The following is a 21,869-nucleotide window of genomic DNA, read 5'->3' as shown; positions in this document are numbered from 1 at the left end:
CCTGATGCTATCCCTATCTTTTATATGTACCCCTTCAACACGTTCTTCTAACACATGATTTCCGATAACGTACATAAATGTATACCTTTTTGAACTATCTACACTGGACAGACTTCAACATAGGTTAACTTTATATAGTTATTAATAAAAATTAAGGGCATTTTCTTTAATAAATCTCGAAATTCTGCCAACAGCTGTTTATATTTAAAGCGTTTTAATCCATGACCATGAATACTGTTGCGGCAATTCTAAATCATAATTCAAACGATTGGCTGCATAATATGTCCAGTGAGGATTCACTAATAATTCACGTCCTATAAAAACTAAATCGGCACGTCCATTTGAAATAATTTCTTCAGCTTGTTCTGGCTGAATGACTTTTCCTACTGCCCCTGTAGCAATCTCTGCTTCCTTGCGAATAGACTCTGCATATAAAACTTGATAGCCAGGAAATGTTTTTGCTTTTGCAGGCGTAAGTAATCCATTACTTACATCAATTAAATCTACTCCAAGCTCTTTTAACCATTTAGCATATACAATGCTATCTTCAATTGTGTTGCCTCTCTCTGCTTGATCAGTTGCAGAAATCCTTACAAATAAAGGCCCCATCCACTCAGACTGTACTTTTTCAATGACTTCCTTCAGAATACGAAATCTGTCTTCTGGAGAGCCTCCATACTCATCAGTTCGATAGTTAGTAACTGGTGAAAGAAACTCATGAAGTAAGTAACCATGCGCAGCATGGATTTCTACCACATCAAATCCAGCTTCTGTACAACGTCTTGCACTTTGACCAAATGCCTCTACTACTTGATTAATTTGTATCTTAGTAAGCTCTTCAGGAACTTTTCCACCTTTTGAGAAGGCTATAGCAGATGGAGCCGCAATAGGATCATCGATTTTAGCTTTACGGCCTGCATGATTTAATTGCATTCCTACCGCCGCACCTTGACCTTTAATTAAATTGACTAGGTCCCTTAAACCTTCTACTTGCCCATCTTCCCAAATACCGAGGTCGGTTGGTCCCATTCTTCCTTGTTTAGTAACTGCTGTTGATTCAATTATGATAAGTCCCACTCCGCCAACAGCTCTTGCAGGATAATGGATACGGTGCCAATCTTGTACAAGACCAGAACCGTCTTTACAAGCATACATACTCATGGGAGACATGACAATTCTATTTTTTAATTCTAAGTTTTTAATTTTATATGGACTAAATAAATTGGACATTTTATGCACACTCCTGCGAAATGATTGAGGAATGGCTCTTTTCTATAGATCGACTTGAATCTTTTCTTTGAACCGTTTAATATTTTCCTCATTTCTTCGATAATAAGTCCATTGGCTAATATGTTTCGATTCCACTAAGCCTACCTTTTGCAGCTGAACTAAATGATCGGAAATGACTGATTGGGACATCCCAGTTTTCTTTTTAATAGAACTTACACAGACCCCTTTAAAGTCGGAGTTTTTCGGTAAATTAATTTGAGGTTCAAAGTTTTCATCCGGATCTTTTAGCCATTCTAAAATGTTATATCGGGTTTCATTAGACAATGCTTTTAACACAGGTAAAGTTAAAGTATCCATATGCTATCTACCTTTCTAAAAATAAAATCGAATAAACGAATATATAATATATTTTTGTCACCGTTTAAACATAGTATTTATAGTTTATCATATTTAACATTTAACCTTCCTGTAGAAAAAGCCCGGAGATATATCCAGGCATTTTTTCCTCTTTTTTTATTTAGTTTGTTTTGAAAAGATTTCGTTCATGAAATCTCCAGCACTTAGAATAGCTTCCTTGCCTTCTTCTAGGAAAGAATGAAATGCTGGCCAGTTATGAACCATACCAGGGAAGGACCTAAATCTAATGTCGATTCCTGCTAATGCAGCATTGTTAACAAATGTTAAAGCCTCACTTAACATTACTTCAACTTCTCCCACCATTACATAGATTGGTGGTAACCCTCTTAAATCACCATAAATTGGTGATGCTAAAGGAGCCTCTGGTGAAGTACCATTTAAATACGTTTCTGCTAGATATTTAACACCTGCAGTTGAATTCATTGGGTCAATTCCTTCTTTTGTTATATAAGTTTCACCAGTTTGAGCCAAATCAATCCAAGGTGAAATCATTACACCACCAGCTGGAAGAGGTAACTTTGTATCACGAATGCTCATTAATAATCCAGCAGTCATGCTTCCTCCTGCTGATTCACCAGCAATAATAATATTTTTAGCATCATAACCTTGATCTAATAACCATGTATAAGCTTTTAGTGCATCTTCAATTGGTGCAGGAAATGAATGCTCAGGAGCTAATCGGTAGTTAATTGCAAGTGTACGTGCTTTCGCTGCTCTTCCTAATTCACTCGTTTCTCCGCGATGAGATGCAATACTTCCAAATAAGAAACCTCCACCGTGTAGGTAAAGAAGTACACGATCATCCTTAGATTCAGGAACGATTTGCCACTCGCCTTCCATTCCGTTAATATCTACTTTTTCTGTTGCTACATCATCAGCAACTGGTAATTTCCCATACATTTTCTCAGCTTGCACACGTAATTCTTCAACCGGAATAGTGAAGTCAGGTATATTATCTTTGAAGAAATTATTTGCTTTTTGAATATCTTTATAGTTACTCATATATAACACTCCTTAAAATTATGAAGATTAACTTCATTTATTCAGTTAAAACTACACCTATTTATTACAAACATTAACTACTCAAATATAGAACCTTTCAAGCACAATACAGAGTATTAATCGGTTTTTACCGATATTAACATTTAAAAATTTTTATATGGTTTATTCCTATATATTTTTTAATTCCATTCTATATCACTAAAATTAAAAAGGTACCTCTATCCTTTCAAGCTTTAAATAAAACACATTGGTTAATCGCCAAAAACCGATTAACTGGTGTAAAAAAATATATTTTGGATATTTCAATTGTATCCACGTGAATATAATTAACATTATTGTAAATGAAAGTTAGTTAATCTCTTTTTCCCGATATTGTAATGCAAAATAGGTTTTATATTGCGCTTGAAAGGTGTAAGGAAAATTTAACACACTTAAAATATATCGTCAACTAAAAAACGATAACCAATATATTACAGTTTATATCTGTATCATAATACAAAGTTAGTTTATATATACAATTATACTTAGTTTTGTCTATTATTTATTTGAAATTATGTTACTTATCACTCCTTATATAGATATAAAGTTTTTACTTCTTATCATATACCACTCTCTCTTCTACTTTCCTTTGGAGAATTTTTTGTATTCGCGATAAATAAACATAAAATTCACAATTATTTAATGTTGATGTGTTTTTAATAAGGAAAATTCAATCAAAAATAAAAATAATACTTTTTTTATATAGAACAGTAAATGAATAAACTATCTTCTAAAAATAATTGTTTTATCACTTACACTTAGTGACGACAAATACGCTATTTTTCTACAACGTATATACTTCTAAATCACAGAATATCAATTATTATTTAACAGTTATTTCTTTTACTCCGACTTTCGTGTTTCTAAATAGGTATACTTTTACGGACGAAATATTTAATTCTATTATAAGATGTTAAAGTAATTATTATCGTTAACAAAATAAAAAGCTATCTTGGCAGTGTGGAAGTGAGGTACCTATAATAAGAGTTAAGCATACTAATAAGAGTGGAGAAGATAAAATGGTGCAGGTAAGAATGGCAACACTTAATGATTTAGAGAAACTGGTATGTATTGATTCTGAAGTTATCGGTAACAGAGAAAGAGAAGCAGACCTAAGGGAGTTCATTAAACAGAATAGATGTTTTTTAGGACAAATAGAAGATCAGATTGCCGGTTTTCTAGTGTATCATAAACATTTCTTTGGTCATTTGTTCATAGAATTAGTGATTGTACGCCCGACACTACAACGACAAGGTATTGCAAAAACACTTATGAAATATGTAGAAAATGTTTGTCCCACAAATAAAATTTTTTCATCAACGAATAAATCAAATGAAAAAATGCAAAAAGTCTTTAATTCACTGAATTATGTTAGAAGTGGATGTATTGATAATTTAGATGATGAGGACATAGAAATCGTATTTTTCAAGAAAATTAGTAACTAACAATAAGAGACCTTGAAGTTTCAGGTCTTTTTTAGTGCCGGGAATGGCGATTATGGTAACTAGGCATACGTAGGATATACCATTTTCATTTTATATACTTGTACTTAAACTAATGACTAGTTTAAGTGCAAGTATAAATTCATTAGAAACTGTGCTTGAACTCAAATAATATCAAAAACAATCCTACTTAATAAAAATCGGAATGACAGATTCTTTTACTAATTCAACAAAAGCTTTGACTATTGACGATTGATTTTTACTTTCCCATACAAGGGCCGTTACAGTATTAAATTTGTTATTCCTAATGTCCCGATATATAACTTCATTTTGTAATAATAATTGGATGGAAGCAGGAACGATAGCTACACCAATTCCTGCAGAAACTAAAGATATAACCGTAGACATTTCTGCTGTTTCTTGTACAATGTTTGGACTAAACCCTGCTTCATAACAGCTGTTAATCACCCCATCATAATGATGTTGGTTTGATTTTCTTCCAATTAAAATAAATGGATCATTGGCTAACTCAATAAGATCAATTAAGGATGTTTTGAAAGCTAAAGGGTGTTCTTTTGGTAAGGCTACAACCATAGATTCTCGTCTAATTATTTCAAAATTAAGTGTTTCATCTTCAATGGGTTCACTAATTATCCCAATTTGAATAGTTCCCTCTTGTAAGGCTTTTAATTGTTCTGCAGACGTAAGTTGTTTTAAAACTACATGAATAGAAGGATATTGTTTTCTGTACTGTTTTATGATGGTTGGAAGAACATCATAAGCTGATGAAGCTAAAAAACCAATAATGATTTCTCCAAGCTCTCCTCGACTTACCATTCTAACTGTTTCGATTGATTCATCTAAACTTTTGAAAAGCAGATAAACTTTTTCTAAAAACACTTGCCCTTCTTTGGTTAACTCCACATGTCTTTTCGTCCGATAGAAAAGTGAGACTCCCAATTCTTCTTCTAACTTACGGATCTGAAGGCTTAATGGCGGCTGTGCCATGTTTAAACGGGCTGCAGCTTTGCCAAAATGTAGTTCTTCAGCTACTGTTTTGAAATATTTCAAATGACGTAATTCCACTGTAATCCCTCTCTTATTGTTTTTAATACTTTTAATGTATTAATTACTTATAATATATATATTAGACATGTTTATTCGCGTCTTGTAAAGTAGAAACGAAGAATTCTTCATATACAGTTACATTATTTAGAGTCATCAATAAAGAATTAATAAGTTTTAATCACGCAGAAAGAGGGTTCTTAGGTTGAATTCACCAATATCGAAATTATGGACGTGGCAGTTTTTCCTTATTATTTTAATAACTATGTCATTTTACCTGTGTCTACAGATGCTTACAGGGGGATTTTCAATTTTTGTTACAAAACTTAGTCACAACCCAACCTTAGGAGGCGTTATGACGACAGCTTTTATGTTGGCCGCGATTATAACTCGTCCAGTAACAGGAATTTTAATGCATAAAATAAATATCAAAAAGGGGCTATGCGTTATGCTCCTTTTTGTACTTGTTTGTATCATGATTAGTTACGGTCAACAAGTTATTCCTTTATTAATATCACTACGAATTTTAGAAGGTATAGGCTTCGGAGTTACAACAACTCTATTAGCTACACTTGCAACAAATTTGATTCCCGAAGAACGAATGGGTGAAGGGATTGGCTACTTTGGAATGGCGACAAGTCTAGGAGCAACTCTCGGTCCGATGATTGCCCTATCAATTTTACATTCATTCTCTTTTAAATTTCTTCTTTTTGTAACCATGTTTCTAATAGTAATCTCATTTGTTTTTTCATTTTTTATCAAAATCAAACAATCGCAGTCATTTGCTGAACCGCCGACCCAAAAAGAAGCATTAATGGATTTTGTTTTTGATAAACGAGCTATGCTTCCATGCTTTTTAGTCATGCTTTTTTATTGCACTTATTCCGGTATTGTGAATTTTATTAATAGTCTAGGGGAAGAAGAGCATTTAGGTAGCAAAGTTTCTCTCTTCTTTTTAATTATTGCCGTTGTCATCGTATTAGTTAGACCCTTTTCAGGAAAAATTTATGATCAAATGGGGCATAAGTACTTAATTTATCCGGCAAGTATCTGCAGTATCATTGGTTTGATCTTAATTGCATTTGCACATGGCTTTACGACATTTTTCATTGCAGCCGTACTTTACGGTATTGCTTACAGTGTCATGCAACCCTCATTTCAAGCATGGGCTGTAAGCAAGGTATTTGCTGATAAAAAAGGGACGGTCAATGCCATGTCCCTTAGTTCTATGGATTTAGGAATGGCCCTTGGTTCTCCAATTCTTGGTGGTGTTGCCAGTTTAACAGGTTACAGAGGGATGTACAGCCTTTCCTCCCTGTTAATTGTCGCCCTTGTCTTAATGTATATGATGAGACACCTTAAGGACATTAAGGCGCAAAAGGTATAATTAAAATTCAACTAGCTAAAGGAGACAATTGCCATTTAGAACTGGGAAATTAAATTATGTAACTTCATCTAAGTTTAAAAAGCGCGCAAATTAAGATTTTTAACTGGTGAAAACCTTCATGCGAAGATAGTCCAAGACCATGGGAAAGTAACAGCTACTCTTCATTATCTAGAATCATAAAATTATAATTACAACAAACAGCAATAACGGCAAATGTTTAAAGAAAAAGAAGACTCTATAGTTAATGCTGTAATAAAAAATTATTGAGTGAAAGAATCTTGAATTAATCTATAAAGAAAGAAGGAATAAAAATGAATACTTTAAGTTTTAGACGTCACCGTCACCTACGTTCCTCAGAAAACATGCGCACGATTGTTCGAGAGACTCATTTATACAGAGAAGATTTAATCTATCCTTTTTTCGTAGTTGAAGGCGGAGAAGAGAGAAAACCGATTAAATCTATGCCTGGTATAGAACAAATTCCTTTAGATCTATTGAATGATGAAATGAGTGAAATTGTAGAATTAGGTATTAAAGCTGTCATTGTTTTTGGTATCCCATTAGAAAAAGATGAGATTGGTTCTGGAGCTTATCATGATCATGGGATTGTCCAAAACGCTATTCGCCAAATTAAAGAAAAATTTCCTGAGTTGATTGTTATTGCTGATACTTGTATGTGCGAATTTACAAGTCATGGACATTGTGGCGTTGTTCAAGGAGAAAAAGTCTTAAATGACCCTTCCTTAGATTTATTAGCTAAAACCGCGATTAGTCAAGCTCAGGCAGGAGCAGATATTATTGCACCTTCTAATATGATGGATGGATTTGTTAAAGCTATTCGATTGGGCTTAGACAGTGCTGGATTTGAAAATATACCGATTATGTCTTATGCAGTAAAATATTCATCTGCTTTTTATCAACCTTTCCGTGAAGCTGCGGAATCAAGTCCAGAGTTCGGCGACCGAAAAACCTATCAAATGGATCCGGCAAACCGTTTAGAAGCATTGCGTGAAGCTGAATCTGATGTATCAGAAGGAGCAGATTTTATCATCGTAAAGCCTGCTTTATCTTATTTAGACATTATTCGTGATGTAAAAAACAGATTTAAGCTACCAATAGTGACATATAATGTGGGTGGTGAATACGCTATGGTTAAAGCTGCAGCAATAAATGGTTGGATTGATGAAAAACAAACAGTGTTAGAAGTACTAATCTCTATGAAACGAGCAGGTAGTGATTTAATCATTACTTATCATGCTAAAGATGTTGCTCGATGGTTGTCGGAATAAACGATTCTGGTATAAGAAATCTATTAAACATAACCTGCTGACATTATTTTGCCGACGTTAGAATGTTGCCTACGGGTTAATTTGAGTTTTGGGTATTTTGGCTGAAATAATGGAGACACAGGGAATATCCATTCCAAATATAAAAATTATACGTTTAGAATTAGCTGAAAAGAGTAAGGCATTACCTTAAAGTAACAAATGGCTCTTGAAAAATCGATGAAATATATATTAAGGTAAAGGGCAATAGATATACCTATATCGTATAGCCGATTACGAAGAAAACACCTTGATTTTTATCTTAGTAGAATAAGAGACAAAAAAGCTGCAAAGCGCTTCTTCAAAGAAGCTTTGTAGCTTTTTGATGTTTCAGTTTCATGTGTCATAACAGCAGATAAGACCTCTTCCCTACCATGGAGAAATTTAGGCAAGTTAAGTAGAGCTCAATTATAAGGTAGAGCAAGATCACTGTTTAATTCGTTCTATGCTGGGATTGAAGTTACTTCGTACAGCTATTTACATACTGTGTGGTACAGAAGCCATACATATACTTAAAAAGAAACAAATTCGTCAAAGGGTGATGTCTATTCAAAATCAAAAATAATTCATCCATAAGCCATTTGGATTGGCTTCATAAGCTAACAACTTTAGAGAAACTCCCTCTTTATGTTTTTAGTGAATAATCAGTCTTTATACCAGACACAAACCGTGCATATTTGCACATAACGTGCGAATGTGCACGGTTTTTACATGAAAAAGTTTTAAAAATTGCTGTTTGTCTTTTTAAATAACTTAATTTCAATAAAATTATATGTTGGCACGAATATTGCATTCTTAATAAATGACAAAACATATTGTCAAAATGTGATTAATTAGGAGGAATAAATGTGTCAACAACATTAGATTTAAATGCGTTTACGGAGAAATATAATTTACCGGATCAAGCCATTGATGTTAATGAGATTCCTTGGGTACCAACTTTTACGGAAGCAGATGGTGTCTGGTTTAAGCCGGTCCGATTTGATTTAACAACAGGTAACTGGATTCATATTTCAAAATTTAAAGCAGGTAAAGGCAACGCGCGACACCGACATACGGGGGGGACTGTGTTGGCCTATACACTTCAAGGAACCTGGAGATATTTAGAAAGAGACTGGATAGCCAAGCCAGGTACTTTTGTTTATGAACCGCCAGGTGATATCCATACCTTAGTAGTGGATGAAGGAGAAGATATGATTACCCTTTTCAATTTAGGAGGGGTCATTGAATATTTCGATAAAGATGGAAATGTCACATTACAGGATGATATTTTCTATAGAATGAAAAAATACTTCGACTACTGTGAAGAACATAATATTCCTGTGAAAGATTTAACTTTTTAATTATGATCTCTTCTGAAATAATATTGTTGTTTAAATAATTTCTAGCTCATTCATTTTATTTGAATGAGCTAGAAATCAAACATCCTGTACAACATAATTTTAATAATAAAAATAGGCTAACATATCTGCATTATTGTTTGGAAACGCTTTCTTAATTAATTTTTTTGGGGGTATAAAATGGATTTTCAAGAGAAAAAGGATGAAGCTCTTCGTAAAAAACAAGTAAAAAAAGCAGCGATTGCAAGTATTGTAGGAACCTCTATTGAATGGTATGACTTTTTTCTATATGGAACTATGGCAGCGTTAGTTTTTCCAAAGCTATTTTTTCCAGAATCTGATTCTTATATCGGCGTATTGCAGGCATTTACAACTCTTTTTATTGGGTTCCTTGCCAGGCCTATTGGAGCTATGATATTTGGTAATTACGGAGACCGAATTGGACGAAAAGCAACCCTAGTTATCACACTTCTGTTGATGGGTATTAGTAGTACACTAATAGGCCTGTTGCCTACTTACGAAAATATTGGCATTTGGGCGTCTGTTTTCCTCGTATTATTAAGATTCATTCAAGGAATTGGTGTTGGGGGTGAATGGGGAGGATCAGTTGTCCTTTCTATAGAGTGGAGTTCTAAAAAACACCGTGGATTAATGGGAAGTATGACTCAATTAGGTGTTCCGATTGGACTTTTAGTATCAACATGTGTTGTTTCAATTTGTATATTTTTTACTGGTGATAGCTTTGAGTCATGGGGATGGAGAATTCCTTTTCTAATAAGTATTTTACTTGTAGGTGTTGGTCTCTTTATCCGTCTAGGTATTAAAGAATCCCCACAATTCTCAAAAATGAAAGAAGAAAATCTTGTAGCTAAACGACCTGTTCTGGAAGTTATTAAAGAACATCCAAAAACTATTATGCTCGCTGCCTTTTCTCGTTTATCAGAACAAGTACCTTTCTATCTCTTTACAACTTTCGTTATTTCTTATGGGACGGAACAAATTAATTTAGATAAACAATTTCTTACGAATACCGTTTTACTTGTTTCAGTTGCATATCTTTTTGTTGTCCCTCTTTCTGCTTATTTATCAGATAAATTCGGCCGCAAAAAAATGTACTTTATTGGAAGTTCAATCACGCTCTTATTTGCATTTCCTTACTTTTATCTTTTGAATACTGGGGTATCTTCCTTAATCATTCTAGCTATTGCGATTTCAGGTATAGGTCCTGGCATGGTATATGGTCCACAAGCTGCCATGATTGCAGAGAATTTTCCACTTCACCTTCGTTATAGTGGATCATCATTAGCTTATCAATTGGCTTCTATTATTGGAGGAGGGATTGCTCCTATGATTTCCCTTTTTCTCTTCCATGAATTCGGAAGCACAACACCGATCAGCCTGTACATCATTCTCTGTTGTATTATTGCTATTGTTTCTGTTTCACAATTTAAAGGAGCAGGACAAGCGAAAGATGATAATCATGATATAAAACAGACAATGTAAATAAAAAATATTTTTTTAGAGAGATATAATTTTATAATCGAAACTTAAGAGGTTCTGGTGCGAATTCACACTAGAACCTCTTTTACAATTGGAATTATTACACCCGAAATTTTTTTGATTGACTGATTATTTGTAGATTATCATCGAAAATAACAATATAGAAACACTCTTTACTACCTTATTAACTAATGGATATATAATGATGTTTATATTTCGTTGACTTAAATTGCTAAGGTATTTAATCTTTGCAATCATGCACAAATTTGCATTTTCGCACACACTATACATCATTAAAGCTACTAATGGGTTAGTAAAAGTATTTATTTACTTAATAAGATTGAGCCCTATTTTTTTTGCTTTGCGAACTAAGGTTGTTCGATGCATACCCAATCGATCAGCTACAAGACTAACATCTCCAAGGTCTTCCCACGTTGCTTTAATAACTTGAAATTCAATATCTTTAACGATGGCATCAAGTTTTTTGAGTTTTTTGATATTTTTAGATATAGTTGAGTTTTTCGAATCATGTACATAGTCAGGCAAATCATGTACGTCAATCATATTACCATCACAAAGAACCACTAACTGCTCTATTAAATACTGCAATTCTCTTACATTCCCTGGCCATTCATAATTCTCTAACGCTAAGTAAACTCCCTTCGATAAATGAACTGAACTTTTATATTGATCATTATACTTATTAAGAAAATAATTCGTTAATACATAAATATCCTCTTTATAATCTCGTAGAGATGGAAGTTTAATGGGCACTACTGATAAACGATAGTAAAGATCCTCTCTAAACTTTTTTTCGGTAATTAGTTGTTTGAGATTCTGGTGTGTTGCTGCAATAACTCTAACATCTACTTCATTTGAATTATTTCCCCCGACTCGTCTAACTTTTTTATCTTGTAAAAAAGTTAAAAGCTTAACCTGTAAATGTAACGGTAATTCCCCAATTTCATCAAGAAATATTGTTCCTTCATGAGCAATCTCTAGTAACCCTGCTTTCCCGCCTCGTACAGCACCTGTAAATGCTCCATTTGCATAGCCAAATAATTCGGATTCAATCAACTGTTCCGGAAGAGCGCCACAGTTAACTTCTATAAAAGGCTTGGATGACCGACTGCTTAATTGATGGATCGCTTTAGCTACTACATTTTTTCCGCATCCAGTTTCGCCTAAAAGTAGAACTGTAGAATCAACGCCTGCAATTTTATTGATCTTTGTTTTAACGGTACGAATGGTATGACTATTGCCAATTAATCCTGGCACCTCAACGATTTGAGAACGAAGAACTTGTAATTCTACCTTTTGGTTATTGTTCATAATTTCTTGAGCTTTTAAAGATTCCCTTAATCGATTCAGTTCAGTCATATCATAGACTGTGTTGAACATTTTTACTAAATCCCCATCTTGATTAAAAATTGGATTTCCAGTTACTAACCATAGTTGATCTCCATCTTTAATTTTTTGTAACATAGAAACTGTCTTTTTATTTTCAAGTACTTTTAATGTAATGGAATTGTCAAAATATCCTCTATAGACTAATTCGGATACATGACGTCCAATGACCTCTTCCTTGTGTATTCCAGTCATTTGGGAATATTTATTATTGATTCGAAGAGTAAACCCCTTTTCATCTGTGATATATATGCCATCATGGACAGAGTCGATTATCATATCCATTTCATTAATTTCAGTTTGAGATTTCTCCATTCTACTTTGATAGACATACAAAGGCTCTAAAGTTTCTAATAGAAATATAACGTCATTAAAGCTAATTTTCCGTACAGATCGATAATAATTGATTTCATTTATAGAAAACTCACTATCCATTTGATCTATATTATTATCTACTAATTGTTGACTTAAAAAAAATAGTGAAGAATCATGAAAAGAAAAGCCCTTTTTAAAATTAAAGAGTTTTTTCGCTGGGTCATTATAATGCAACAAAGATCCATTTTCATGAAATAACATAGTCGCGTGTTCCATTATATCTATAAATGTATCTAGCTTAGTCATCTTTATTAATTTTTTTTCGAGTTTGTTGTCTAATAATTGATTCATTTTCCCACCCCTTATTAACATAAAAACAGTGTTAAATATAATTTTTATTATACCATTGATTTTTCATTTCTAATTTAGAGCCTTCATCTTGAATAAACTTACAAATTAGAAAGGTAACATAGATATTTTTTATTATGTCATATAGAATTTTTAGTTCCCGTTCGTATAGTCCAAAAATATAAGTTGGTATGGAAATTGCATGTTATTAAAGTGATGATAAATACGCAGTGAGGGAGAAGAGGAAACGGGTTAAATTATTGTGATCTATCAATTGCTTGTTAGAAATAGGACAAATTGAAATTGTTAATCAAAGAAATTCACTTTTAAAAATAAAGGAAGTGTGCGAAGAATGACAGCAAAAAATCTGTTTGATTTATCTGGAAAGACGGCTTTCATAACTGGGGGGACCGGAAGCTTGGGAAAAGGTATAGCTTTAGCCTTAGCAGAAGCAGGCGCTGAAGTTGTGATTTCTGGAATTGAAAATATAGAAAAGTTATCTATTATCCAACAAGAGTTTGAAAATAAAGGTTTAAGATCTTCAGTCATGAATCTTGATGTGTCTAATTATGAAGAAGTTCTAACTCTTACGAAAACCCTCAAAAATAAGTTTGGAAAAATAGATATCCTCGTAAATGCAGCAGGTATTAACATTCGTGGCCCCATCTTGGAAACGACTCTTGAAGACTGGGAAAAAGTCATCAATATTAATCTTCGAGGGACATACTTTGTATCACAGGCAGTAGCCCGAATCATGATGAATCAAAAAAGTGGGAAGATCATTAATATATGTTCATTAAGCAGCCAGATTGGCTTGCCTAATATGGGACCATATGTTGCCTCTAAAGGTGGCGTTGATCAAATTACTAAAGCAATGGCGATTGAGTGGGCTTCTCATATACAGGTTAATGCCATTGCTCCTGGATATTTTCACACAGAGTTAACTGCGCCTCTCTTCAAAGATCCAGAGCGTAGCAAGGTTATCCTGAGTCGAATACCTCAAGGTAGACTTGGTGTTGAATCAGACCTTGCAGGAACTGCTGTTTACTTAGCTTCAGATGCTTCTAATTATATAACTGGGCAAACCATTTATGTTGATGGCGGATGGGTAGCATCTTAAAATGGTTAATCAATCTTATTTCTAAATTACATTGAAATCTTAGGAATGACCGAAATCGGAAAAGATTTTACTATACCTCCAAATTGATATTACTTTCATTTGTTATTTATAAGATAGTTAAAAAGAAGATATAAATGAATGCGTTTTCTTAGGTGTTTTGATATATAAGGTCAGCACAACTCAAATTTTTAATCAGCTAGATAAGCAACATAATTCAAAGTTTTTGTGAAAATATGAAATTCTTCTAATAGGAAAAAAGTATCTTTAGGATGTGATAATTAAATGTTAACAGTTGTTAAAACAGAAAAAGTAAGAGAGCTTAAGGTACAAAATCAAGAAAAGCCTCTTTTAGATAAAAATGAAGTTCTAATTAAGGTCGACTATTGTGGTGTGTGTGGAAGCGACCTACATGCCTATAGCCACTCTAAAGGATATGAGTTTGTTGAAAAACCTATTATTCTTGGCCATGAGATATCAGGTGAAGTTGTTGAAAGTTATGATAAGTCAACCAGTCATTTAATAGGAAAAAAAGTAATTGTTGAATCCATGAATTATTGTGGGGAATGTGAAAACTGCAAAAATGGTCGCCATTCAATATGCGAACACAATAAAGTCATAGGGCTACATTATGACGGAGGAATGGCCCAATTTGTCAAAACAAAATCGATATATGTAAGAGAAATTCCTGAAGATTTGTCCGTTAGTACTGCAGCTTTAAGTGAACCTCTTTCAATTGCTGTTCACGCTGTTAATAGAGCTGGAGAGATTAATAATAAACATATTGTGCATGTGCAAGGACCCGGTATTATTGGTTTTTTCGTTGGACTAGTATGTGTGCAAAAAGGTGCGAAAGTAATATTATCCGGGCTCGAAAAGGATTATGAAAATCGATTATCAAAATGCTCTGAATTCGGTATGATCCCCCTTATTGCTGACAAAGAAAGTTTAACTGAAAAAGTTGATGTTTTATTTGAATGTTCAGGATCAAATGCTGCCGTTAAAACTGGTTTCAAAAGCTTAAAAAAAGGCGGAAGATCAATATTTGTAGCATTATATGAGCAAGAAATCAACTTGTTTTTAACACAATTTGTTAGAAATGAATGGCCTCTTATTACAAGTTATGGATGTGGACCTGAGGACTACCTTGATGCTTTTAAAATATTAAAAAAATATGAAGAGCCACTAAATCGTATTATCGCTCTCTACCCAGCTTCACAAGCAAATCAAGCTTTTAAAGATAGTTTAAACCAAGATGTTCTTAAGGCAGTACTTTCTTTACAAAAATAATTTGAATTCTCAGTTCTAGTACAAATACTTAAAGAAGTGAAAGGTCCCTACTCGAATTAAGACTTAAAAAGCACTTTCAATTTAAAAAGGAGTTTTGCTCTTATTAAGCAAAGCCCCTTTTTTTACGAGTTTCTTCTATTATATATTGCTTTTATCAAGATACAGATTTAAGTTTCTCTGTTAAACGTAAAAAAGCTTCTTTATCTCGATTTTGTAATGTCTGATCAATTTTCTCAAGAATTTGTTTCTTTTTAAAATCACGAAGAGATTTATTTAGTATCAATTGTGCTTTAGTTGAATCCGACATCTCTACTTCTGGTTGTTGAATATCACCCGACACATGATTTTCCATAAACGTTTACTCCTCCTCTTTTTTATATGTATATGTGAAAGTATTCCCTTTTTTCATCTTTTTAGTACTAGATTGATAGATATAATGGAACATAGAATATCTTCAAATACACATATACATAATACCCTTTCATGCATAACCTTTATCATAGATATAAACTCCAATAAGAATGTGAGAAACTATTTATTTGAAATTAGATGTATTTAAAACAATAACTATAAATAGTAAAAAAATATTTAATTTTACTCATTGAAGTAAATGTATAAACTAACTTATAAAAATAAAAGTTTTACCATTTACACTTAGTGACGACAAATATATACTTTTTCTACAAGATGAGTAAATAATAAAACTAATTTTTATAAAGTATTTTACCATTTACTTTAATGGATAATATAACAATAAATATTATCTATATTCTGAAGTTAAAAGGTATTAAAGATTCATTTAATAAGTTATTTTAAAATTTTCTAACGTTTATTACTTTTATTTTGATGTTTGTTTGGATAAATGGGTGTATCTTAAGATACACAAGTAGAAACTATCTTTAACTCTTTCACTCAATAATTCCTTTACAATTTGATTTTCTAAATATTTAAGACAAGTTAACTAAAAAAGGTTAAATTATCCATATCCATCTTATATACTAAAAATGAACCAATACACAATAAGAAAGAGGAGGAAGAAATCCTATGATAAGCATAAAAAAAGTTGCTTGTACTCATTATGGAATAAGAATGGACGTTTTTAAACCTGAGGAAATAATTAGTTTTAATCATTTGCAATCCAGAGAATACCTCACTTGTCCTTATTGTGGCGATATCGAAATCGCTCATGAATGCTAAGAAGGAAAATCAAGGTTTGTAGTTGCTGCTAATAGAGTTCATACTCATGATTGCCTCTCTAAAGAGTCATAAAAAATTAGTCGCTCTAAAAAGATCCATCCTTTTAGAGCGACTAATTCTACTTACACAAAAGTCTTTTCAAAATGGCCTATTTTATAGAAGAAACTCGTCAAAAAAGTAGCCTTTGCTCAACGGGAGCAAAGGCTACTTAGAATTTAGGCGGTTGGGAAATATGATATTAGTTTGAGCTAAATTAAAAATTCATCTTCCTTTTACCTTACCTTATTAAGTGACAAGTGTGTAGAAGCTATGATATGTTAGCATTTCTACATATGATCTAAAATAAGAGAATGAGGTGTTTGAATATGAATAAAACTGAACTAGTAGATGCAGTTGCAACACAAGCAGAACTATCGAAGCAAGATGCTAAGAAAGCTGTGGAAGCGTTGTTTGAGACGATTTCTAACACACTTGCGAAAGAAGAAAAAATTCAGTTGATTGGATTTGGAACATTTGAAGTACGTGAACGTGCAGCCCGTACAGGTCGTAACCCTCAAACAGGCGAGGAAATGACAATTGCGGCTTCAAAGACTCCTGCTTTTAAACCAGGAAAAGAATTAAAAGAAGCCGTTAAATAAATATGCCTTATAATCAGCCCTCTCTAGAGATAGACTTCTAAAGGGGGCTATTTTACAGGGTGAAAAACTTCTAAATACCTACACACAAATATTACCTAATCAAGGTTTCTATTTTCTTGTGTCGTCTTAGAATTTGAGGTAGGCTCTTTGCCAAGTCCAGGTTTCCAATTACCTAACTTGTTTTTTAAGTAATCCTTTAAAAAATCACGTTTCTTTTTTCGTCTTTTATCCCTGTTTTTCATAAGTACTCACCACCTTTAGGTTACTTAATAGGTGCAATTTCTCCTTATTATTATAATTATGTCGAAAAATCCACTCCTTATGCTAAATCTATAAGTGATAAGTAGTTCATCTTACTACTAAAAGGTATATATAAAGGAAAGAAGCAAAAATTCACGTTAAAACACGTTGGGGTAAGGAACGCCATGGATCTTCATGAAACTACTAATAAGCCTGTAAAGGAAATCTGTAAAATCACAAATATAAGTGAAGCTATTTTTTATCGTCGATGGAGAGAATATCACAATATAAATAATGCGGTGAATCCGGAAGAATAATAGAAAGAATTTTATTTTTCACTACATGAACAGCTATGTATAGTCGATTAAAGTAAAGAGGATTAACTATTTAGTTGTAATATAGTGGATGGTCACTATAAAATTAGGGTTTTAAGCTTAAAAAAAACGGTAAATGATAAAAAGTATTTATGTAAGGAGGTACTATTATGAAAAAGTCTATAGCAGTTCTGCCAGAAGAGTGGATGAAGCTAGTTAAAGATGCAATGAATTCAAATGTGAGTAAAGAAGAATTTAAACAGTTTCTAGAAGCAAAATCTCAAGATAACACGATAACAAAAAACATTAGATTGCGTGCCTATCTAATGTTTTTGTTATCACTAGGTTTGTGTATTATCTAAAAATGCTTTTACTTCTTTAACCGATAACCCTACTTCCTTAGCCTCTTGGTCTAAATGGGGCGTTATTACTTCTTTTTTACTGTCCATAAACATAAATTCCTCCAGATTTTCAGGAGGCTCAGCTGTCATAGTCAATTGACTTTAGACCTGTAGCTTTGCGTCCTAGCTTTTCAACTAGTTTGCCTTTATCTGAATGTGTAAATTTATATAAATATTACTACATAATGTATGATGAAGTATGTCGAAATAAGTATTCTTATAATTATTTTCTGAATTAAATAACTATTCCTAACTCCAAAAATAATACTAAGAGTTATCAGCTGGGAAGAGAAGTAAACCAAGCGTACAATAAGGCCTAGTATTTTTAATACGTCTAAAAAGGTGTATCTTTTTGGATTGTTTTATTAGGAAGAACTAAGTTTAAAAATCCTTAAAATTAAAAGATAGGCATATATTAATTATGGTTGGTTATGAAATGGCTATCATCGTAAACCAAATTCCACATAAAAACAACCGAATTCTAGAAGATGGAGGAAACCAAATGAACTTTGTCCCATATGTAATTGAGCAAACAAGAACAGGTGAACGAGCTTATGATATTTATTCACGATTATTACAAGATCGTATTATTTGGATAAGTGGAGAAATTAATCGCGAAACTGCATGTAGTATCATTGCACAATTATTGTTCCTGCAAGCAGAGGATGACAAAAAGGACATCATTATTTACATTAACTCGCCAGGAGGGTCTATCACAGATGGCTTGGGAATTTATGATACCATGCAACAAGTCCGTCCAGATGTAAGTACATTATGCATTGGAATAGCTGCATCAATGGGGGCTTTTTTACTTGCCGGTGGTAAAAAAGGAAAACGATTTTGCCTTCCCAATAGTGAAATTATGATTCATCAGCCATTAGGCGGGGCTAAGGGGCAAGCATCTGACATTGATATCAGTGCTAAAAGAATCCTAAGTATGAGGAATCGACTAAACAAGTTACTGGCTTACCATACAGGAAGAACAATAAAAGAAATTGAAAGAGATACAGATCGTGATTATTTTCTAAATGCTGATTCTGCAAAAGAATATGGTTTAATTGACCGAATTCTAACAAACCAAATTTAAGAGCAAAGAGAGATTCAATGGTGCTATGTACAAAAAAACACCACTTAGATATAACGCCAGGTTCTATTAGGTATCTGTGTGTCTTTTTTTAAAGAATACAACTTTTATCTCAGACGCCCATTTTCCGTTATTCACCATCGGTGTAGATGGGATTCATAATCGAAATAAACAGCAGGAACGAGATTTTGAAAGATAGTCATTGATTGGTTATCAATCGACTTATAGAATTGACCTACGATATCATTGAACAAACTTAATATTCCAAAGGGGAGTAGCTGTACAACAATAGTCGTCATTACGAAACATTTTGTTTCCGGCTTTGTTGGCAATTTTAATTGTTAGCAAGACCTGTGCCTACGTTTTTAGTTAGGTGAAGTCTCCGTCTATACATCGAACGCTTTTATCTACTAGAAAGATAAAAGCGTTTTTTGTTTTTCATAGATTTAAAATGATTATGAGGAGTGAGTAAATCATGTTCAAGAAACTGTTTGATTCACTAATGAATAATAAGCAGAAGCGTTATAGTAGCAGTGATTGCAAAAGAGGAAGATCAAAACCTTTTAAAAGGTACAGTAGCAGCGATGATCATAGAAAAAGTCATCGTGATTATGGGAGTTATGGACATCATCACTATAAAAGAAAAAGAAAGAGTGGAAGTTTCTTCAGTAGTTAAATAAGAAAAAAGCTCCCTCACTCCAAATGGCATCTCGGAGTGAGGGAGCTTTTTAAGGGAAACTATAACTGGAGTTAAACAATAACATATTTTTGCTGTAAAGACGATTTTTGTCATGTGGAAGAATGCTTTCTTGTACTTAAGATTATTTTAATATTGAATGAATATATAATTTGAAATACGTAAAGGATAAGCCCTTTAAGTGGTCAATTTCTTTTTCCGCAATCGATTTAGCCTTCGTTGAATCCCATGCCTTGATCGTCCTATAAGTTGACCAATTTCTTGTTGAGTACGATCTTCCTCGTAGAACATATACCATAGACGAGCATCTTCTTCTTCTGTCCACTTTTTATTTTCATATTTTGGACGATTATAATAATCATATTTCCGTTGTTTATTTACCCAATCGGGCTCAGGAATAAGAGTATTTCTAGGTATCTTAGAAAAGTTAAGAAATTCTTTATTCTGTTCAGCCCATTTCCAAAAGGCCAATACATCGATTCCTATGAAATTCCGTGTTCTTGCCCTCGTCATTTTATAGGGCAACCTATTATTCTGAATCCAGTTATAAATGGTATGAACATCAACTTGTAGGCACTTGGCCAGTTCATATACCGTAATTTTTCCTGTATAAGCCCTTACTCCATATACGCCTAAGCGACTTAATCTGGACTCTAATGCTGGTATACTTCGCTGCAGTCGTCTGGATATGCGTTCAAGAGATTTAGATCCATAATACTTTAATAGGTATTCATCTTCCTGCTCCGTCCATCTACGCAGTGTTTCTCTTCGGGATAGTTTTAATATTTTAATACGAGTAGCAACAGAAGCAGGGCTCTTACCTAAATGATTTCCTATTTCACGGTTATTCATGATGTTAATGTTTTCTCTTAGGAAAGTATCTTGCTCCGTTGTCCATTTTTTACTGGAGATGGTACGATAAACTGGACACTAAATTAAGAGAAAAAGGTGATTCGGTTTATGGGTAGAAAAGTTTATGATCGTCAATTTAAAATGGCTGCAGTTCAGTTGGTACTGGAAGAGAACCTATTTGTAAAAGAGATTGCGAAAGAATTATCTATTCATCCTAATACGCTATATCGTTGGGTAAGTGAATACGAAGAATATGGGGAAAGTGCGTTTCCAGGCCGTGGGAGCGCACTTTATAATTCCCAGTATGAAATGAAAAAGCTTAAACGTGAGAATGAAGAACTTAGAAAAGAGCTTGATCTACTAAAAAAGTTCCGGGTCTTCTTGAAGAAAAAGAATGTGTAAGGTTTCAATTCTTAAAAGAAAATAAACACAACTATAACATCAAGAAGGCTTGTAAAACGTTAAACATCTCACGATCAGGTTACTATGAATATTTACAGAGAAAACCTTCTAAAAGAGCTTTAGAGAATGAAGTGTTACGTGCGGAAATACAGGAGATATTTAAGGAACATAAGGGTCGATACGGATCTTTAAGAGTTACAAAGGTTCTTGAGAAGAAGGGAATCAAGGTAAACAGAAAAAGAGTAGGAAAACTGATGCGTCAAATGAACCTATATGCGAAAGGAAGCAGGTATCGCTATAAACGTTATAATAAAAAATCACCTTCTATAGAAAGACCCAACCTCCTTAATCAAGTTTTTCACACAGACGGACGAAATAAAATATGGGTCGGTGACATTACCTATATCCCTACTCAAAAGGGTACTTTATACCTTGCGGTATTTGTGGATATGTACTCGAGAAAAGTGAGTGGCTGGTCTATGAGTACACGGATGAAAGATTCTCTTGTGATAGACGCTTTTTTACAAGGATATAACAAAGAACATCCTCCAACAGGATTAATTATCCATACAGACCAAGGATCCCAATATACGGGTAGTAATTTTCAAGCCGTACTGAAAAAGTATGGTGCTGTTTCAAGTGTCAGCAGAAAAGGAAACCCCTACGATAATGCATTAATGGAATCTTTTTATAAGACCATAAAAAGAGAGCTCATTCATGGTGCCAAATTTACAACACCAGAACAAGCTCGAAAAGAAGTATTTAAATATATAGAGCTCTATTACAATACCAAAAGAATGCATTCTTCTCTGCATTATCT

20 protein-coding genes, 1 pseudogene and 1 riboswitch are annotated in these 21,869 nt (G+C 33.3%); of the genes and pseudogenes, 13 read left to right on the top strand and 8 right to left on the bottom strand.

From position 1 onward, the window contains the following. Nucleotides 1–204: 204 nt before the first annotated feature. From namA to ACFX4W_RS00320, 3 genes are all read right to left on the bottom strand, one after another. Nucleotides 205–1,230 carry an NADPH dehydrogenase NamA gene (gene namA, locus ACFX4W_RS00330; RefSeq protein ID WP_377558866.1) on the bottom strand — a complete coding sequence of 342 codons (1,026 nt, stop codon included), beginning with the start codon at nt 1,228–1,230 and terminating at the stop codon, nt 205–207. 42 nt (nt 1,231–1,272) lie between these two features. Beyond that, nucleotides 1,273–1,587, bottom strand: coding sequence for an ArsR/SmtB family transcription factor (locus ACFX4W_RS00325; RefSeq protein ID WP_097825324.1), 315 nt, complete (start codon nt 1,585–1,587; stop codon nt 1,273–1,275). 156 nt (nt 1,588–1,743) lie between these two features. Beyond that, nucleotides 1,744–2,649 (bottom strand): alpha/beta hydrolase, encoded by a 906-nt coding sequence (locus tag ACFX4W_RS00320; protein ID WP_097825325.1) that lies wholly within the window; start codon nt 2,647–2,649, stop codon nt 1,744–1,746. Nucleotides 2,650–3,707: 1,058 nt separating this feature from the next. Between ACFX4W_RS00320 and ACFX4W_RS00315 the strand changes: the two genes are divergently transcribed. Next, nucleotides 3,708–4,133, top strand: a complete 426-nt coding sequence (locus tag ACFX4W_RS00315; protein WP_377256863.1) for a GNAT family N-acetyltransferase — start codon at nt 3,708–3,710, stop codon at nt 4,131–4,133. Between the two features lie 183 nt (nt 4,134–4,316). On the opposite strand, the gene ACFX4W_RS00310 is transcribed toward ACFX4W_RS00315, so the two are convergent. Continuing rightward, nucleotides 4,317–5,216: a LysR substrate-binding domain-containing protein gene (locus tag ACFX4W_RS00310; RefSeq protein ID WP_377256866.1), complete on the bottom strand. Its 900-nt coding sequence runs from the start codon at nt 5,214–5,216 to the stop codon at nt 4,317–4,319. A 244-nt stretch (nt 5,217–5,460) separates the two neighbouring features. On the opposite strand from ACFX4W_RS00310, the gene ACFX4W_RS00305 reads away from it, so the two are divergent. The 5 genes and pseudogenes from ACFX4W_RS00305 to ACFX4W_RS00285 all read left to right on the top strand — a co-directional run bounded on the left by ACFX4W_RS00305 (nt 5,461) and on the right by ACFX4W_RS00285 (nt 10,750). Continuing rightward, nucleotides 5,461–6,582, top strand: coding sequence for an MFS transporter (locus tag ACFX4W_RS00305; protein WP_377558867.1), 1,122 nt, complete (start codon nt 5,461–5,463; stop codon nt 6,580–6,582). A gap of 311 nt (nt 6,583–6,893) precedes the next feature. After that, nucleotides 6,894–7,871, top strand: a complete 978-nt coding sequence (gene hemB, locus ACFX4W_RS00300) for a porphobilinogen synthase (RefSeq protein WP_377256869.1) — start codon at nt 6,894–6,896, stop codon at nt 7,869–7,871. 42 nt (nt 7,872–7,913) lie between these two features. Next, nucleotides 7,914–8,472: pseudogene (locus ACFX4W_RS00295) on the top strand (DDE-type integrase/transposase/recombinase). A gap of 283 nt (nt 8,473–8,755) precedes the next feature. After that, nucleotides 8,756–9,250 carry a 2,4'-dihydroxyacetophenone dioxygenase family protein gene (locus tag ACFX4W_RS00290; RefSeq protein ID WP_162215350.1) on the top strand — a complete coding sequence of 165 codons (495 nt, stop codon included), beginning with the start codon at nt 8,756–8,758 and terminating at the stop codon, nt 9,248–9,250. 177 nt (nt 9,251–9,427) lie between these two features. Continuing rightward, the gene (locus ACFX4W_RS00285; protein ID WP_377256872.1) at nt 9,428–10,750 is read left to right on the top strand and encodes an MFS transporter; all 1,323 of its coding nucleotides are present in this window, start codon (nt 9,428–9,430) and stop codon (nt 10,748–10,750) included. A 324-nt stretch (nt 10,751–11,074) separates the two neighbouring features. Here ACFX4W_RS00285 and ACFX4W_RS00280 read toward each other — a convergent pair whose 3' ends face one another. After that, nucleotides 11,075–12,820, bottom strand: a complete 1,746-nt coding sequence (locus ACFX4W_RS00280; RefSeq protein ID WP_377558865.1) for a sigma-54 interaction domain-containing protein — start codon at nt 12,818–12,820, stop codon at nt 11,075–11,077. 349 nt (nt 12,821–13,169) lie between these two features. Here ACFX4W_RS00280 and ACFX4W_RS00275 point away from each other — a divergent pair, with 349 nt between their 5' ends. Together ACFX4W_RS00275 and ACFX4W_RS00270 are read left to right on the top strand one after the other, a co-directional pair. Continuing rightward, entirely contained in the window at nt 13,170–13,937 is a 768-nt protein-coding gene (locus tag ACFX4W_RS00275) for a glucose 1-dehydrogenase (RefSeq protein ID WP_377558864.1), read from the top strand. A gap of 282 nt (nt 13,938–14,219) precedes the next feature. Beyond that, nucleotides 14,220–15,224 carry a zinc-dependent alcohol dehydrogenase gene (locus ACFX4W_RS00270; RefSeq protein ID WP_377256881.1) on the top strand — a complete coding sequence of 335 codons (1,005 nt, stop codon included), beginning with the start codon at nt 14,220–14,222 and terminating at the stop codon, nt 15,222–15,224. Between the two features lie 154 nt (nt 15,225–15,378). Here the strand turns inward: ACFX4W_RS00270 and ACFX4W_RS00265 are convergent, their stop codons facing one another. Continuing rightward, complete coding sequence (locus ACFX4W_RS00265; protein WP_377256884.1) at nt 15,379–15,576, bottom strand: IDEAL domain-containing protein; 198 nt, start codon at nt 15,574–15,576, stop codon at nt 15,379–15,381. Between the two features lie 1,210 nt (nt 15,577–16,786). Here ACFX4W_RS00265 and ACFX4W_RS00260 point away from each other — a divergent pair. Continuing rightward, complete coding sequence (locus ACFX4W_RS00260; protein ID WP_377256887.1) at nt 16,787–17,059, top strand: HU family DNA-binding protein; 273 nt, start codon at nt 16,787–16,789, stop codon at nt 17,057–17,059. 95 nt (nt 17,060–17,154) lie between these two features. Here the strand turns inward: ACFX4W_RS00260 and ACFX4W_RS00255 are convergent, their stop codons facing one another. Beyond that, nucleotides 17,155–17,301 (bottom strand): hypothetical protein, encoded by a 147-nt coding sequence (locus tag ACFX4W_RS00255; protein WP_162837702.1) that lies wholly within the window; start codon nt 17,299–17,301, stop codon nt 17,155–17,157. 482 nt (nt 17,302–17,783) lie between these two features. On the opposite strand from ACFX4W_RS00255, the gene ACFX4W_RS00250 reads away from it, so the two are divergent. The 3 genes from ACFX4W_RS00250 (at nt 17,784) to ACFX4W_RS00240 (ending at nt 19,774) form a co-directional block, all read left to right on the top strand. Further along, the gene (locus ACFX4W_RS00250; RefSeq protein WP_377256890.1) at nt 17,784–17,975 is read left to right on the top strand and encodes an anti-repressor SinI family protein; all 192 of its coding nucleotides are present in this window, start codon (nt 17,784–17,786) and stop codon (nt 17,973–17,975) included. 109 nt (nt 17,976–18,084) lie between these two features. Further along, a riboswitch (cyclic di-GMP riboswitch) is annotated at nt 18,085–18,169 on the bottom strand. Nucleotides 18,170–18,516: 347 nt separating this feature from the next. Further along, nucleotides 18,517–19,101, top strand: a complete 585-nt coding sequence (gene clpP, locus ACFX4W_RS00245) for an ATP-dependent Clp endopeptidase proteolytic subunit ClpP (protein ID WP_057238046.1) — start codon at nt 18,517–18,519, stop codon at nt 19,099–19,101. 472 nt (nt 19,102–19,573) lie between these two features. Beyond that, nucleotides 19,574–19,774 carry a hypothetical protein gene (locus tag ACFX4W_RS00240; protein ID WP_377558863.1) on the top strand — a complete coding sequence of 67 codons (201 nt, stop codon included), beginning with the start codon at nt 19,574–19,576 and terminating at the stop codon, nt 19,772–19,774. 198 nt (nt 19,775–19,972) lie between these two features. Here the strand turns inward: ACFX4W_RS00240 and ACFX4W_RS00235 are convergent, their stop codons facing one another. Then, the gene (locus tag ACFX4W_RS00235; RefSeq protein WP_377558862.1) at nt 19,973–20,647 is read right to left on the bottom strand and encodes a sigma-70 family RNA polymerase sigma factor; all 675 of its coding nucleotides are present in this window, start codon (nt 20,645–20,647) and stop codon (nt 19,973–19,975) included. A gap of 108 nt (nt 20,648–20,755) precedes the next feature. Between ACFX4W_RS00235 and ACFX4W_RS00230 the strand changes: the two genes are divergently transcribed. Continuing rightward, nucleotides 20,756–21,869 (top strand): IS3 family transposase gene (locus ACFX4W_RS00230; RefSeq protein ID WP_377558861.1). Its coding sequence is split into 2 segments (ribosomal slippage), with 1,115 coding nucleotides annotated over them: nt 20,756–21,008 and nt 21,008–21,869; the frame shifts between segments, so codons are not numbered across the junction. This gene is flagged as partial in the annotation.

Origin of the sequence: Priestia sp. YIM B13489 (genome assembly GCF_042787645.1) — a bacterium.
Taxonomy (GTDB): domain Bacteria; phylum Bacillota; class Bacilli; order Bacillales; family Bacillaceae_H; genus Priestia; species Priestia megaterium.
The sequence above is the reverse complement of the archived record's forward strand: the minus strand, read 5'-3'. Positions and strand labels throughout refer to the sequence as shown.

Excerpts from the sequence above, each read along its gene's own strand:
- ACFX4W_RS00250 (WP_377256890.1), top strand. The coding sequence starts at position 17,784 with ATGAAAAAGTCTATAGCAGTTCTGCCAGAAGAGTGGATGAAGCTAGTT.
- clpP (WP_057238046.1), top strand. The coding sequence starts at position 18,517 with ATGAACTTTGTCCCATATGTAATTGAGCAAACAAGAACAGGTGAACGA.
- ACFX4W_RS00285 (WP_377256872.1), top strand. The coding sequence starts at position 9,428 with ATGGATTTTCAAGAGAAAAAGGATGAAGCTCTTCGTAAAAAACAAGTA.
- ACFX4W_RS00270 (WP_377256881.1), top strand. The coding sequence starts at position 14,220 with ATGTTAACAGTTGTTAAAACAGAAAAAGTAAGAGAGCTTAAGGTACAA.
- ACFX4W_RS00260 (WP_377256887.1), top strand. The coding sequence starts at position 16,787 with ATGAATAAAACTGAACTAGTAGATGCAGTTGCAACACAAGCAGAACTA.
- ACFX4W_RS00265 (WP_377256884.1), bottom strand. The coding sequence starts at position 15,576 with ATGGAAAATCATGTGTCGGGTGATATTCAACAACCAGAAGTAGAGATG.
- namA (WP_377558866.1), bottom strand. The coding sequence starts at position 1,230 with ATGTCCAATTTATTTAGTCCATATAAAATTAAAAACTTAGAATTAAAA.
- ACFX4W_RS00255 (WP_162837702.1), bottom strand. The coding sequence starts at position 17,301 with ATGAAAAACAGGGATAAAAGACGAAAAAAGAAACGTGATTTTTTAAAG.
- ACFX4W_RS00235 (WP_377558862.1), bottom strand. The coding sequence starts at position 20,647 with ATGAATAACCGTGAAATAGGAAATCATTTAGGTAAGAGCCCTGCTTCT.
- ACFX4W_RS00305 (WP_377558867.1), top strand. The coding sequence starts at position 5,461 with ATGTCATTTTACCTGTGTCTACAGATGCTTACAGGGGGATTTTCAATT.
- ACFX4W_RS00315 (WP_377256863.1), top strand. The coding sequence starts at position 3,708 with ATGGTGCAGGTAAGAATGGCAACACTTAATGATTTAGAGAAACTGGTA.
- ACFX4W_RS00240 (WP_377558863.1), top strand. The coding sequence starts at position 19,574 with ATGTTCAAGAAACTGTTTGATTCACTAATGAATAATAAGCAGAAGCGT.
- ACFX4W_RS00325 (WP_097825324.1), bottom strand. The coding sequence starts at position 1,587 with ATGGATACTTTAACTTTACCTGTGTTAAAAGCATTGTCTAATGAAACC.
- ACFX4W_RS00275 (WP_377558864.1), top strand. The coding sequence starts at position 13,170 with ATGACAGCAAAAAATCTGTTTGATTTATCTGGAAAGACGGCTTTCATA.
- hemB (WP_377256869.1), top strand. The coding sequence starts at position 6,894 with ATGAATACTTTAAGTTTTAGACGTCACCGTCACCTACGTTCCTCAGAA.
- ACFX4W_RS00280 (WP_377558865.1), bottom strand. The coding sequence starts at position 12,820 with ATGAATCAATTATTAGACAACAAACTCGAAAAAAAATTAATAAAGATG.
- ACFX4W_RS00320 (WP_097825325.1), bottom strand. The coding sequence starts at position 2,649 with ATGAGTAACTATAAAGATATTCAAAAAGCAAATAATTTCTTCAAAGAT.